The following is a 13,289-nucleotide window of genomic DNA, read 5'->3' on the forward strand; positions in this document are numbered from 1 at the left end:
GACGGGAAAGCCCCGGCCACCCGGCGCGGGGATTAATCCTGCATTTTTCGGTCCTTTAATGGTCCTTTTCGACCGAAAAGACGAAAGCAGGCCAGAGGTTTTACCCTCTGACCTGCTGTTTTGGCTCCTCCAGCTGGACTCGAACCAGCAACCCTTCGATTAACAGTCGAATGCTCTGCCATTGAGCTATGGAGGAATGTCTCCGGCACGTCTCCGTGCAACGGATCATTACTCTACCCAGATCGCATATGGACACCAAATCAGCAGTTCACGCGGCATTTCCACCCCACCGCCGAGCATTGCGAAACTGCGCCACACACCCCACCGGCGCCCGCACCCGCACACCGGACCGGCACCACGGACGACGTCGCAAAGCAACCCCCAACCTTTGCTAACGTGACGCGCGACACGGGGTGCCCGCGACGGACCGGGCTGAGAACACACCCGCCGAACTTGATCCGGCCAACACCGGCGAAAGGATGTTGCAATGGGCGACGCACGCACACCCGCATACCGGCAGTTCCCCGACGACTGGAACGGCGGCTGCATCACCTGCGGCGCCTCCGTCACCGGCCGCATCCCCCGCGTGCTGTCCATCGCCGGCACCGACCCCAGCGGCGGCGCCGGCCTGCAAGCCGACCTGAAGGCCTTCTCCGCCCACGGCGCCTACGGCATGGGCGTCGTCACCGCCCTCGTCAGCCAGAACACCACCGGGGTCCGCGACGTCCACGTGCCGCCGATCGAATTCCTGCGCTCCCAACTCGATGCGGTGTCCGATGACGTCACCATCGACGCCATCAAAATCGGCATGCTTTTCGATGCGCCCATCATCGCCGAAGTCGCCGACTGGCTCGACACGCTGCCCAAGCGCACCAGCCACTCCGACGACGGGGCTTCCGGCGAATCCGTCGACGGCACGATCTCCCCCGAGGGCGCGCCCGCCCCCATCGTCGTCCTCGACCCCGTCATGGTCGCCACCTCCGGCGACCGACTGCTCAAGGCCGACGCCGAAAAAGCCCTGCACGACCTGCTGCGCCACGTCGACCTGGTCACCCCCAACATCCCCGAACTGGCCGTCCTCGCCGGCACCGCCCCCGCCGCCACCGCCGGCGAAGCCCTCGACCAAGCCCACGCCGTCGCCGCCGCCCACGACGTCCTCGTCCTGGCCAAGGGCGGCCACCTCACCGACGACACCGTCATCGACGCCCTCGTCCGCCCCGACGGCTCCGCCGAACGGTTCACCGGACCCCGCATCGACACCCGCAACACCCACGGCACCGGCTGCTCCATCTCCGCGGCCATCGCCGCCCTGTGGCCCCGCACCGGCGACCCCGTGCTCGCCGTCGACACCGCCAAATCCTGGATGACCTCCTCCCTGCGCCACGCCGACGAACTCGACGTCGGACACGGCAGCGGCCCCATCCACCACTTCGCGCGACTGTGGGAACGCGGCCTCGCCCCCAACGCCGCCACCATCGCCGACCAGTGGTGGGAATCGATCGCCGACCTCCGCGACGCCATCGACGACCTCGACTTCGTCAAGGGCCTCGGTTCCGGCACCCTGCCCGAAGAAGCCTTCCGCTTCTACCTCGCCCAAGACGCCCTGTACCTCAACGGCTACGCCCGCGCCCTGGCCGCCGCATCCGCGCTGGCGCCGACGCAGGACGAGCAGATGTTCTGGTCGTACGCCGCCCACGGCGCCCTCGCCGGCGAAATGGAACTGCACCGCAGCTTCCTCGGCGACGACGCCGGCGACACCGGGGCCGGCGCCATCGATGCGTCCCCGGTCACCCGCGCCTACGTCGACCACCTCGTCGCCACCGCCGCCCGCGGCTCCTACGGCGAACTCATCGCCGCCGTCCTCCCCTGCTTCTGGCTCTACCGCGACATCGGCCACCGTCTCATCGCCCTCAACCACCCCAGCCACCCGTACTCGCGATGGCTCGACACCTACGCCGACGAATCCTTCGACGCCGACACCACCAAGGCCATCGACATCTGCTCCCGCCACGCCACCACCGCCACCACCACCGAGCGCGCCGCCATGGACCGGGCCTTCCGACTGTCGTCCTGGCACGAGGTGGAATTCTTCGCCGCGCCGATGCGCCGGTGAGCCGGGCTGCGGGCATGATTCCGGAAGTCTCCCTACGCTGGGACGCATGACCGACAACGACGCGAACCATCCCCGGACCGCTTCCGACAACCCCGAAGGCGCCGCCGGAACCGCCGACGCCGCTTCCGCCGCGGGCGCCCACCGCACCGTGCGCGGCGTCATCGCCCGCTCGAAGGGCGCCCCGGTGGAGATGGTCGACATCGTCATCCCCGCCCCCGGCGCCAACGACGTCATCGTCGACGTCCAGGCCTGCGGCGTCTGCCACACCGACCTGGCCTACCGCGACGGCGACATCGCCGACGACTACCCCTTCCTCCTCGGCCACGAGGCCGCCGGCATCGTCTCCGAGGTCGGAGACGCCGTCACCCACGTCAAGGTCGGCGACTTCGTCGTCCTCAACTGGCGCGCCGTGTGCGGCCAGTGCCGCGCCTGCAAGAAGGGCGAACCGAAGTACTGCTTCGACACCCACAACGCATCCAAGCCCATGACGCTTGCCGACGGCACCGAGCTGACCCCGGCCCTGGGCATCGGTGCCTTCTCCGACGCGACGCTCGTCCACGAAGGCCAGTGCACCAAGGTCGACCCCTCCGCCGACCCCGCCGTCGTCGGCCTGCTCGGCTGCGGCGTCATGGCCGGCATCGGCGCCGCGATCAACACCGGCGAAGTCACCCGCGGCGAATCCGTCGCCGTGATCGGCTGCGGCGGCGTCGGCACCGCCGCCATCGCCGGCGCGAAGCTGGCCGGAGCGACGACGATCATCGCCGTCGACATCTCCGACGACAAGCTCGCCACCGCCCGCGAGTTCGGCGCCACCGAGGTCATCAACTCCAAGGAACTCGCCGCCACCGCACCCGACGCCACCGGCGAAGACGACCCCGTCGTCAAGCAAATCCGGGAACTCACCGGCGGCTTCGGCGCCGACGTCGTCATCGACGCCGTCGGCCGCCCCGAAACCTACGTTCAGGCGTTCTACGCCCGCGACCTCGCCGGCCGCGTCGTCCTCGTCGGCGTACCCTCGCCGACGATGAACCTCGAGGTGCCGCTGCTCGACGTCTTCGGCCGCGGCGGCTCCCTGACGTCGAGCTGGTACGGCGACTGCCTGCCGGAACGCGACTTCCCCATGCTCGTCGACCTGTCCCTCGACGACCGCCTGCCGCTGGGCGACTTCGTCACCGAACGCATCGGCCTGAACGACGTCGAGGAAGCATTCGACACCATGAAGGCCGGCAAGGTCCTGCGGTCGGTCGTGACGCTGTAGCCCGTCCGCCCCCTCCCCACCGCACCATCCCTTTCGACAACCGGAAGAGAGCACCAATGAGCACCGATTCGCACGACGCCGCCAACCGCATCCGAAAGCAGGGCGACCTGCTCATCGACCACGTCGTCACGTCCGGCACGTTCGCCCTCGACGGCGGCGAATGGGACGTCGACAACAACATCTGGGTCTTCGGCAACGACGACGAAGTCATCGTCGTCGACGCCGCGCACACCGCCCAGCCGATCATCGACGCCGTCGCCGGCCGCCGCGTGAAGGCCATCGTGTGCACCCACGCGCACAACGACCACATCACCGTCGCCCCCGAACTGTCCGAGAAGCTCGACGCCCCGATCCTCGTCCACCCCGGCGACCAGATGCTGTGGGAGCAGACGTGGGGCGACCTGGGCCACGCCCCCCTGACGCACGGCCAAAAGCTCGAAGTCGCCGGCACCGAGGTCGTCGTCGTCAACACCCCGGGCCACTCCCCCGGGTCCTGCTGCCTGTACGTGCCCGAAGCCGGCGAGCTGTTCTCCGGCGACACCCTGTTTTCCGGCGGGCCCGGCGCGACCGGCCGGTCCTACTCGGACTTCGACACCATCATCGACTCGATCCGCGACAACCTGCTGACCCTGCCGGAGGACACCATCGTCCGCACCGGCCACGGCGACCACACCACCATCGGCCGCGAGGCGCCGCATCTCGAGGAGTGGATCCGCCGGGGCTACTGACCCGGGATTCGGCCCAAGCGACGCCACCGCATCCATCACACTCCCGGATTTGGGCCAGGCGACGCCATCGTAGCCATCACGCCCCCGGATTCGGCCCCGGCCCCGCCCTCGGTGCCGCCGTAGCCCCGGCGCAAGGATTTTCCGCAAACCCCCTTGTGTCGGGGCTTTCGCATGCCTAAAGTCACGGTTAAGGGGTTCACCACATAGGTGGTTAACCCATGAACCAAAGGAGGTGCTCATGGCCGATCCCCGCCCGATCTACGCGCGCATCGCCGCCGAGCTCCGCGATCACATCGGCAGCGGCGCGTTAAGGGAAGGCGACCGCGCTCCGTCGACCAACGAGCTGTCCGCCTTCCACTCCGTCAACCCCACGACCTCCGGAAAGGCCCTCGCCGAACTCGTCGCCGACGGTCTTCTGGAAAAACGCCGCGGCCTGGGCATGTTCGTCGTCCCCGGCGCGCGCGACATGGTGCTGGCCCGCCGCCGGGCGGCACTGGCCGAAGAGTTCATCCGTCCCCTGCTCGCCGAAGCGCGCGCACTGGGTCTCGACGACGCCACGCTGGACGGGCTGATCGCCGAAGAAAGGAAGAGGAAATGACCATCGGAATCTCCGACGTCGTCGTACGGCGCCGCGGCCACACCATCCTCGATCGGGCGAGCGTTGAACTCGGCCCCGGCATCCACGGCGTCATCGGGCGCAACGGCGTGGGCAAGACGACGCTGCTCCGGGTACTGGCCCACCACATGCGCGTCACCGCCGGCACCGTGCACGGCCCGGGCACCACCGCGCTGGCCCGCGTCGCACCGGACGTTCGATTCGCGGGCGCCACGGTCGGGCAACACCTCGACGTCGCCGCCGTCGGGCATCCGGGCCTCGACCGCGAACTCGCCCTGGAGGTTCTCGCCGCCGCCGGCATCGGCGCACGCACCCGCACCGCAACACTGAGCGCAGGGCGGCGCCAGCTCCTCTCGGTCGCCACGGCACTGTCTTCCGGCGCCGACGCGATATTGCTCGACGAGCCCTTCACCGGCCTGGACGTCGGTCTCCGCCGTGCCCTGCGCGACCACGTCATCGCGGTCGCGGGCGACCGCCCGGACCTGTGCCTCGTGCTCACCTCGCACCGCTCCGAGGACCTCGCGGGACTCGTCGACGACGTGACCACCATCGCCGACTCCGGCATCGTCGTCGGCCCGATCGCCCTCGACGCCGCGCGCTCGGGCTTCCCCACGCTGCGCGGCCCCTCGGCCATGGTCGACGTCATCGCCGGCGAAACGCCGCGCGCGTCCGCGAAGCACCTCGGCGGCATCGCGGAAGTCACGCTGTCGCACCCCCTGTCCTGTTCGGCTTCACGACGAGCCATCGCCGAAGGCGTCACCGTCACCGAACCCGAAGACGGCGAGCTGATCGACCTCCTCGCCCTCCACGGCGCACCCGACGGCCCCGACACCGCCACCCCCACCCCGACCTCCCGCACCCCCGAAACCACGAGGAACGAGCCATGAAAAACGCCATCACCGCCTTCGTCTCCCCCTCCCGACGGGAATTGCTCATCGGCTTCGCCGCCACCGCGTTCTTCCTCGCGGTCGGCAGGTTCGCGGCGGGGGACGGGTTCATCTGGAACATGCTGGCGCTGGTGTCGACGGCCGTCCTCTTCGGCATCGCCGCACACCGGGTACGCGCCGTCCGCGCCCTGGACGTGCCGGCAACCACCTGGTTCGCCGGATTCGCATCCGTCGCCGCCGCATGGAGCCTCGCGCTGGCGGCCGTCGCCACCGCAAGCACATGGCTCAGTTGGCGAAACTCCCCCTGGTACACGCGATACGACTCCTTCGTCGTCGTCGCCGGAAGCGCACCTTTCACGGACACCAACGGCGAACCGTACCTGGTCGACGACGCCGGCACCGCAGCGTGGACGTGGGCGACCACTCTCCTGGTGTTCCTCGTCTGCTTCCTCATGGCCGCCGCCATCGGCGCGGCGCTGGGCACGGTGACCGCATCCCTGGGCGTGGTGACGGCCATCGCCGGCGCGTCGTTGGCCATCGCCGTCCTGTTGGTGGCCACCTGGGGCTTCGGCATCGGCGACGGCGTGGCCGCGCCCTACCCGGGAGCGTTCATCTTCGGCATCCCCATCGCCGCCGTCGCAGCGGCCATCAACTGGGCCGCGGCGAGCACACTCGAACCCTGACCCGCCCCGGAGGCGTCGCAACGTGAGCCAACCAGGATTTCCCGGACCTCCCGAACCACCGGAATGGCCGCCCGCTCCCCCTCAGTCGACCTGCACCTTGAGCGACTCCGCCAACAGCTCGCGGCGGTAGTCCTCGAGGGCCAGCAGGTCGGCGAACATTTGCCGGTAGGCGGCTTCGTCGTCGGCGGGCCGCATGCGGGCGAGCATCGACTTCACCTGCGCCACCTGCCCGCCGACCCACACCTCCTGCAGCCGCGCCAGCACCGACGACGAGTACGCGCGCAGCTGCTCGGCATCGACGCGGATTTCCTCCACCCCGAGCTCCGTGACCAGGGCGCGGCCCACGGCATCGTCGAGCTGCCCCAGCAGGGCCGTCACCCACGGCGCGCCACCGCTTTGCGACGCCACCCCTCCCGCCTTCTGCGTGGCGTCGAACAACGCCCGATACGTCGGATGCGGGAACGTATCCGGCGACAGGGCGTCGAACATCGGGCCGGTGATCACCGGCTCCTGGATCGCCAACTTCATCGCCTCACGCTGCACGTGCAATTCCGGGTCCCGCGGATCCGGGTACGGCAGCAACGGCCGCGCCGCACCACCGCCCGGCGCCCCGCCACCCGCAGCGGCCGCCCCGCCGCCGAAGCCCGGCGACCCCGGCCCCGTGTACTCGTCCTCATCACGCTTCCGGAACGGGCGCCGCCTCGGCCCGTCCGCACGCGACGGATTGCGGGCCTCGTCGCGAACACGACGAACCAACTCCGCCTCGTCGTTCCAACCGACCCAACCGGCGACCTCGCGTGCGTACTCGTCGCGCAACGCCGCATCGCGGATCTGGCCCAGCACCGGCACCACCCGGCGCAAACCCTCGACGCGGCCGTTCGGGGTGGTCATGTCGTAGTCGCTCAGCAGCGTCCGCAGCACGAACTCCACCAGCGGCGTCCGCTGCGCCACCAGGTCCCGCACCGCCGCATCGCCCCGCTCCATCCGCAGATCGCACGGGTCCATGCCCTCCGGCGCCACCGCCACGTAACTCTGCCCGGTGAACTGCTGCTCGCCCTCGAACGCGCGCATGGCGGCCTTCTGCCCGGCCTCGTCGCCGTCGAAGGTGTAGATCAACTCGCCGCGGAAGAAACTGTCATCGAGCATCAACCGCCGCAACAGCTGCAGGTGCTCGTCGCCGAACGCCGTACCGCACGCAGCCACCGCGGTGGTCACCCCGGCGGCGTGCATCGCCATGACGTCGGTGTACCCCTCGACGATCACCGCCCGATGCTCCTCCGCGATCGACTTCTTCGCGTGATCCAGCCCGAACAGCACCTTCGACTTCTTGTACAGCATCGTCTCGGGCGTGTTCATGTACTTGCCCAGGTTGTCGTCGTCGTAAAGCTTGCGCGCACCGAAACCGATCACGTCGCCGCTGATGTTGCGGATCGGCCACAGCAGCCGCCGGTGGAACCGGTCGATCGGCCCCTTCCGGCCCATCCGCGCCAGCCCCGCCTTCTCCAGCTCCTCGAAGCTGAACCCCAGCCGCTGCAGATGCTTCGTCAGCGTGTCCCACCCCGCCGGGGCGTACCCGCAGCCGAAATGCTTGGCCTGCTCCATGGTGAACCCGCGGTCGGTGAGGAACGTCCGCGCGGTCTCCGCCTCCGGCTTGCCCAACTGCATGGAGTAGAACTTCTGCGCCTCACGGTTGGCCGCGATCAGCCGCTGCCGCGTGCCCGGCTCCTCGCGCCTGCCGGTGCCGCCGCCCTCGTAGTTGATGCGGTACCCGATCCGCTCCGCGCACGCCTCCACGGCCTCCGGGAACGTCAGGTGCTCCATCTCCATCAGGAAACTGAAGACATCACCGCCCTTGCCCGTGGAAAAGCAGTGGTAGTACCCGTGATTGGGGCGCACGTGGAAACTCGGGGTGCGCTCGTCCTTGAAGGGCGACAGCCCCTTCATCGAGTCCGCGCCACCCGGCTTCAACTGCACGTATTCCGCGACGATCTCCTCGATCGGCGTACGTTCGCGGATCGCCGCGATGTCGCTGTCGGGAATTCGTCCTCTGGCCATGGCCACCATCGTAGCCGCGCCTCCGGATCGCTTCGCCGGGGACTTGGACCGATTGCTTTACGACGCCCACCCCATGGGAAAATGCCCCCATGGCAGGACACAACGGGAACCCCGGAGGGGCCGGCGGCGGCAACGCCGACGGAAACAAGGGCGGCAGCGGCGACGGAAGTAACGGCGGCGAAATCAACCGAGGCAAGGGCGGCAAGGGCGCGCTCGCCACCGTCGGCGCCCTCGTGCTGGCGCTGGCCGCGGCGTGGCTGGGCATCGACGGAACCGGCGGAACCGACGGCAACGGCGCCAACGGGCACAACGCGACCGGCACCGACGGCAACCGCAACAACGACGGCGGCGAAACCACCGGCAACGACGGCGACACCCGACTCTGCCCCATCGATACGCTGCCGCCGCAAACCGACGACGTCGTCGACCGCATCCTGACCAACCAGGACCACATCTACTCGGCCCACGACGGCAAGCACTTCGGCAACTACGAAGGCGTCCTGCCGAAACAACACGGCAGCTACTACCGCGAATACACCGTCGACACTCCGGGCCTCAACCACCGCGGCGCCCGACGCATCGTCGTCGGCGGCGGCACCGAGGATGACCCCGACGTCTGGTACTACACTGACGACCACTTCGAGTCCTTCTGCGAAATCCCCGACGCCGAAGACTGACCCCCGGGCCCGCCCCACCCCGCACCAGCCACCACGCACATCCCCGACCAGGAACCGCACATGACAGCCCTCTCCACGGCCACCTCGGACACCCCGGACCGCCCGAACACCCCTGACACCGCACACGCCACAGGCACCGCGCCGGCCGCCCGGACCACCCCGGCACCCCTCGCCTGGCTGTACGTCATCGGCGGCCTCATCGGACTCGTCTCCTCGACGACGCTCACGGTGGAAAAGATGGAGCTCGCCGAAAACTCCTCCTACGTGCCCTCCTGCACCTTCGGCGAATCCTTCACCTGCAGCTCCGTCATGACCAGCCCGCAGGCCGCCGCCTTCGGCATCCCCAACCCTCTGCTCGGCATCGCCGGCTTCGCCGTCGTCATGGCCATCGGCGTCATCATGCTCGTCAGCGCCGCCCTACCCCGCTGGTTCCGCGCCACCTTCGTCACCGGCCTCGGCCTGGCCACCGCCTTCTGCCTCTGGCTCGCCTGGCAAGCCGTCTACGACATCCACGCCCTGTGCATCTACTGCATGATCGTGTGGGCCGTGACCATCACCATGTTCTGGTTCGCACTGCTGCGGCTCATGGGCGACGCCGCCGACGCCAACGCCTACTCCACCATCGCGCGCATCCACGGCACGCTGAACATGCTGCGCTTCCCCATCCTCATCGCCGTGATCTTCCTCATCGCCGCCCTCATCGCCATCGAATTCGGGTTCGTCGGCTGACCGCCTACCCCCACGCCGCCGAAACGCCCGCGATCTGCCGATCCAACTGCTCCACCCGCGACTCCGTCATCGACGCGATCTGATCCACGATGACCCGCAACCGTCCCGCATCCGACTCCGCCTGGGCGTACATCCTGCGGTACATCGGATCCAACGCCCCGGGCGCCCCTTCCTTGAAATACTCCGCTACACGGAACAACCGATCCCGCTCCCGATCCTGCCGGCGAATATGCCGCGGCAAATCCATCACGTACAACACCGCAATGGTCTTCAACATCGTCACCTCCGCGAGGATCCCCGCCGGCACCGCCAAATCCGCCTCATAACGCCCCAAGGCCCGATCAATCGGCTGCTTCGGCCCGAAAATCCCCTCCGCCTCACTCGACGACGCCCACGCCTCGCGCGCCGCCCTCCGCGTACCCGCAACCGACGCCGTGACGAACCGGCCCACCAACTCCGACGTCATCCGCTTCAACGCCACCATCGACTCCAGAGAACCGTCATACGACGCCGCCACCGACACCACCGGCAAACTCGCCAACCGGCCGGCCGCCTCGACCAGCTCCGCAGGATCCCCGCCGAACGCCCGCGCCCCCTTGTCCGCCAACGCCGCCAACTCCACCGTGTCCCACAACACCCCCAAATCAATGCGCCCCGACACGATCCCGTCCTCGACGTCATGCACCGAATACGCCACGTCATCGGCCCAATCCATGATCTGCGCCTCAAGACACTGCCGCCCATGCGGCGCCCCCGCCCGAATCCACTGCAAAATCGGAGCATCCTCCTGATAGGCGCCGTACTTCGCCCGCTTCGTCCCATCCGGGGCAATCGGCGTCCACGGATACTTGCACGCCGCATCCAACGCCGCCCGCGTCAGGTTCAAGCCGCACGGGTGCCCCGTGTCATCCAAGGTCTTCGGCTCCAGACGCGCCAAAATGCGCAACGTCTGGGCATTCCCCTCGAAACCACCGCACCCTGCGGCGATCTCATCCAACGCCCGCTCCCCGTTATGCCCGTACGGCGGATGACCGATGTCATGGGTCAACCCCGCCAACTCCGCCAAATCCTCATCCGCGCCCAACTCCGCCGCAATCCCCCGCGCAATCTGCGCCACCTCCAACGAATGCGTCAAACGAGTACGCGGCGTATCCCCCTCATGCGGCCCCACGACCTGAGTCTTATCCGCCAACCGTCGCAAAGCAGCCGAATGCAGCACACGCGCACGATCACGGGCAAACGCCGTACGATGCGCCTCCACCACCTCCGCCCCCGGCAGCAGCGACTGCTTCGCCCCCTCACGCAGGATGCGGTCGAAATCGGAAGGTGAATAACGGAATCGAGCGGCCACGCGCCCATCATGCCGCCGAAACCACCACACCGCCCGTAGGCGCGCGGTACGCCCTCATGCAACTCCCCCAGGTCTCATTCGCGCCGGACACCGCCCGTAGGCGCGCGGCACGCCCACGCACCCACGTATCCTGGAGAACATGACCGAGCACGACCGCTTCCGCCGAACCAGCCGCACCCACCGCCTCGCAGCAACCATCGCAGCCGGTGCACTCGTCGCCCTGTCCGGCCCCCTCACCGGCGTGCTCCTCGCAACCGACCCCGGCCCCATGGCCCCGCCCACCGCACGAGCCGAAACCCCGCAACGCTTCGACGGCCGCATCTGGGACGCCGCCGACGTGCTCACCGACGCCGACGAAGCCACCATCAACGAACGCGCCGCCCAACTCCAACAGGACCAGGGCACCGTCATGCGCATCATCTACGTCAACACCTTCGACGGCATCCAAGCAGAAGAATGGGCCCACCAAACCTGGCAAGCCCTCGGCGGCACCCCCAACCTCGCCGTCTTCGCCGTCGCCGTCGGCGACCGCAACGTCGGCGCATACGCCGGAAACGACGTCGACGCCACCGGCCCCGACCTCGCCAACTCCGCCGTCCCGCAACTCGGAAACGACGACTGGGCCGGAGCCGCCCTCGCCGCCATCGACGAAGCCACCGCCCCCGGCGCAACCGAAGGCCTCGCCGTCCTCGGTGCAGGAGCAGCCGGAGCAGCAGCCCTCGGCGGCGGCGCCGTCGCATGGTCGCGCCGCAACAAAAAGAAGCGCACCGCCACCGAAGTCGAACAAGGCAAAAAGCTCAACCCCGACGACATCGAATCCCACGACCGACTCTCCACCGACGCCCTCGACCAACTCGCCCGCGAAGAACTCGTCTCCACCGACGAATCCATCCGCCTCGCCACCACCGAACTCGACCTCGCCCGCGCCGAATTCGGCGACGCCCGCGTCCGGGACCTCACCCAAGCCCTCGACCACTCCCAACGCACCCTCAACCGCGCCTTCCGACTGCGCCAAAGCATCGACGACGCCCCCGACCTCCCCGAAACCGAACGCCGCGGCACCCTCCTGGAAATCATCTCCACCTGCGGCACCGCCGACGACCGACTCGACGGCGAAGTCACCCGCTACGCCGAAATGCGCGAACAACTGCTCAACGCACCCGACACCCTCGACCGCCTCACCCAACGCGGCATCGCCCTGCGCACCCGCATCCCCAACGCCGCCACCATCCTCGACGGCCTCCGCGCCCGCTACGACGAAGAAGCACTGGCCTCCATCTCCGACAACGTCGACATGGCCACCGAACACGTCAACATGGCCGAACGCTCCGGCGACGAAGCCCGCTCCCTGCTGACCAAACCCGCAGGCGAACAAGCCGGCCTCGTCGACGCCCTCCGCGCCACCGACCTCGCCCTCGACCAAGCCGAAAAACTCGTCGAAGCCATCGAACACGCCGACGACAACATCGCCCAAGCCCTCACCGGCCTCAAAGACCTCATCAACGAAGTCCGCGACGAAATCGCCGAAGCCACCAACCTCCTCGCCGCACCCGACGCCGCCAACATCGACCGCAACGCCCTGGCCGACGCCGCCGACTCCGGCCGCACCGCCCTCGACATCGCCCAAGCAAAAAGCTCCACCGACCCCCTCGGCGCCTGGACCATCCTCACCGACGCCGACGCCACCCTCGACGACCAACTCGAAGAAGCCCGCGACGCGGCCAACGCCTTCGCCCGCAAAATGCAAACCCTGCACAACGCACTCACCGACGCACGCGCCCAGGTGACCGCCGCCCGCGACATCATCGGCACCCGCCGCAGCATCGTCGGCTCCACCGCCCGCACCCGCCTCGCCGAAGCCGAACGCCACCTCGCCACCGCCGAAAACATCGCCGCCAACCCCGGCAACGACCCCGACCACCACCCCCGCCGCGGCATCCAAGAAGCCCGCACCGCCGCCCAACTCGGACGCCAAGCCGCCCAAAAAGCCCGCGACGACATCAACCGCCACCGCCAACGCATGAACCAACACCGCGGCGGCGGCAACTCCGGCGCAATGATCGCCGGCATGGTCCTCGGCAGCATGATGAACAGCGGAGGCGGCTTCAGCGGAGGAGGCAGCTTCGGCGGAGGAGGCTTCAGCGGAGGCGGAAGCTTCGGCGGCGGATCCGGCGGCTCGGCGAGCTTCTGAC

Annotated in this window: 11 protein-coding genes, 1 tRNA gene and 1 riboswitch; of the genes, 9 read left to right on the forward strand and 3 right to left on the reverse strand. The window is 68.8% G+C overall.

Annotated elements, in window-relative coordinates:
- Positions 1-121 precede the first annotated feature (121 nt).
- A tRNA-Asn gene (locus CFREN_RS08940) sits at positions 122-196 on the reverse strand.
- A 203-nt stretch (positions 197-399) separates the two neighbouring features.
- A riboswitch (TPP riboswitch) is annotated at positions 400-497 on the forward strand.
- Between CFREN_RS08940 and CFREN_RS08945 the strand changes: the two genes are divergently transcribed.
- The 6 genes from CFREN_RS08945 (at position 488) to CFREN_RS08970 (ending at position 6,285) form a co-directional block, all read left to right on the forward strand.
- Positions 488-2,113 (forward strand): bifunctional hydroxymethylpyrimidine kinase/phosphomethylpyrimidine kinase, encoded by a 1,626-nt coding sequence (locus tag CFREN_RS08945; protein ID WP_244979506.1) that lies wholly within the window; start codon positions 488-490, stop codon positions 2,111-2,113. (Overlaps the previous riboswitch by 10 nt.)
- Positions 2,114-2,303: 190 nt before the next feature.
- A complete protein-coding gene (locus CFREN_RS08950; protein ID WP_244979679.1) occupies positions 2,304-3,371 on the forward strand; it encodes an S-(hydroxymethyl)mycothiol dehydrogenase in 1,068 nt (355 codons plus the stop codon).
- Positions 3,372-3,427: 56 nt separating this feature from the next.
- A complete protein-coding gene (locus tag CFREN_RS08955) occupies positions 3,428-4,099 on the forward strand; it encodes an MBL fold metallo-hydrolase (protein WP_209652431.1) in 672 nt (223 codons plus the stop codon).
- A 238-nt stretch (positions 4,100-4,337) separates the two neighbouring features.
- Positions 4,338-4,697, forward strand: a complete 360-nt coding sequence (locus tag CFREN_RS08960) for a GntR family transcriptional regulator (protein ID WP_035121833.1) — start codon at positions 4,338-4,340, stop codon at positions 4,695-4,697.
- Entirely contained in the window at positions 4,694-5,602 is a 909-nt protein-coding gene (locus tag CFREN_RS08965; RefSeq protein WP_209652429.1) for an ATP-binding cassette domain-containing protein, read from the forward strand. The genes CFREN_RS08960 and CFREN_RS08965 overlap by 4 nt, the downstream gene beginning before the upstream one ends.
- Entirely contained in the window at positions 5,599-6,285 is a 687-nt protein-coding gene (locus CFREN_RS08970; protein WP_209652419.1) for a hypothetical protein, read from the forward strand. Before CFREN_RS08965 ends, CFREN_RS08970 begins: the two co-directional genes overlap by 4 nt.
- Before the next feature lie 81 nt (positions 6,286-6,366).
- Here CFREN_RS08970 and dnaG read toward each other — a convergent pair whose 3' ends face one another.
- Positions 6,367-8,340: a DNA primase gene (gene dnaG / locus CFREN_RS08975; protein ID WP_070519579.1), complete on the reverse strand. Its 1,974-nt coding sequence runs from the start codon at positions 8,338-8,340 to the stop codon at positions 6,367-6,369.
- An 89-nt stretch (positions 8,341-8,429) separates the two neighbouring features.
- On the opposite strand from dnaG, the gene CFREN_RS08980 reads away from it, so the two are divergent.
- Together CFREN_RS08980 and CFREN_RS08985 are read left to right on the forward strand one after the other, a co-directional pair.
- Positions 8,430-9,017 carry a guanyl-specific ribonuclease gene (locus CFREN_RS08980; protein WP_209652417.1) on the forward strand — a complete coding sequence of 196 codons (588 nt, stop codon included), beginning with the start codon at positions 8,430-8,432 and terminating at the stop codon, positions 9,015-9,017.
- 60 nt (positions 9,018-9,077) lie between these two features.
- A complete protein-coding gene (locus tag CFREN_RS08985; protein ID WP_209652415.1) occupies positions 9,078-9,746 on the forward strand; it encodes a vitamin K epoxide reductase family protein in 669 nt (222 codons plus the stop codon).
- 4 nt (positions 9,747-9,750) lie between these two features.
- Here CFREN_RS08985 and CFREN_RS08990 read toward each other — a convergent pair whose 3' ends face one another.
- Complete coding sequence (locus tag CFREN_RS08990; protein WP_209652413.1) at positions 9,751-11,097, reverse strand: deoxyguanosinetriphosphate triphosphohydrolase; 1,347 nt, start codon at positions 11,095-11,097, stop codon at positions 9,751-9,753.
- A 139-nt stretch (positions 11,098-11,236) separates the two neighbouring features.
- Here CFREN_RS08990 and CFREN_RS08995 point away from each other — a divergent pair, with 139 nt between their 5' ends.
- The gene (locus tag CFREN_RS08995; RefSeq protein WP_209652411.1) at positions 11,237-13,288 is read left to right on the forward strand and encodes a TPM domain-containing protein; all 2,052 of its coding nucleotides are present in this window, start codon (positions 11,237-11,239) and stop codon (positions 13,286-13,288) included.
- The last annotated feature ends 1 nt before the right edge of the window (position 13,289 follow it).

Source organism: Corynebacterium freneyi, from assembly GCF_030408835.1.
GTDB lineage: Bacteria > Actinomycetota > Actinomycetes > Mycobacteriales > Mycobacteriaceae > Corynebacterium > Corynebacterium freneyi.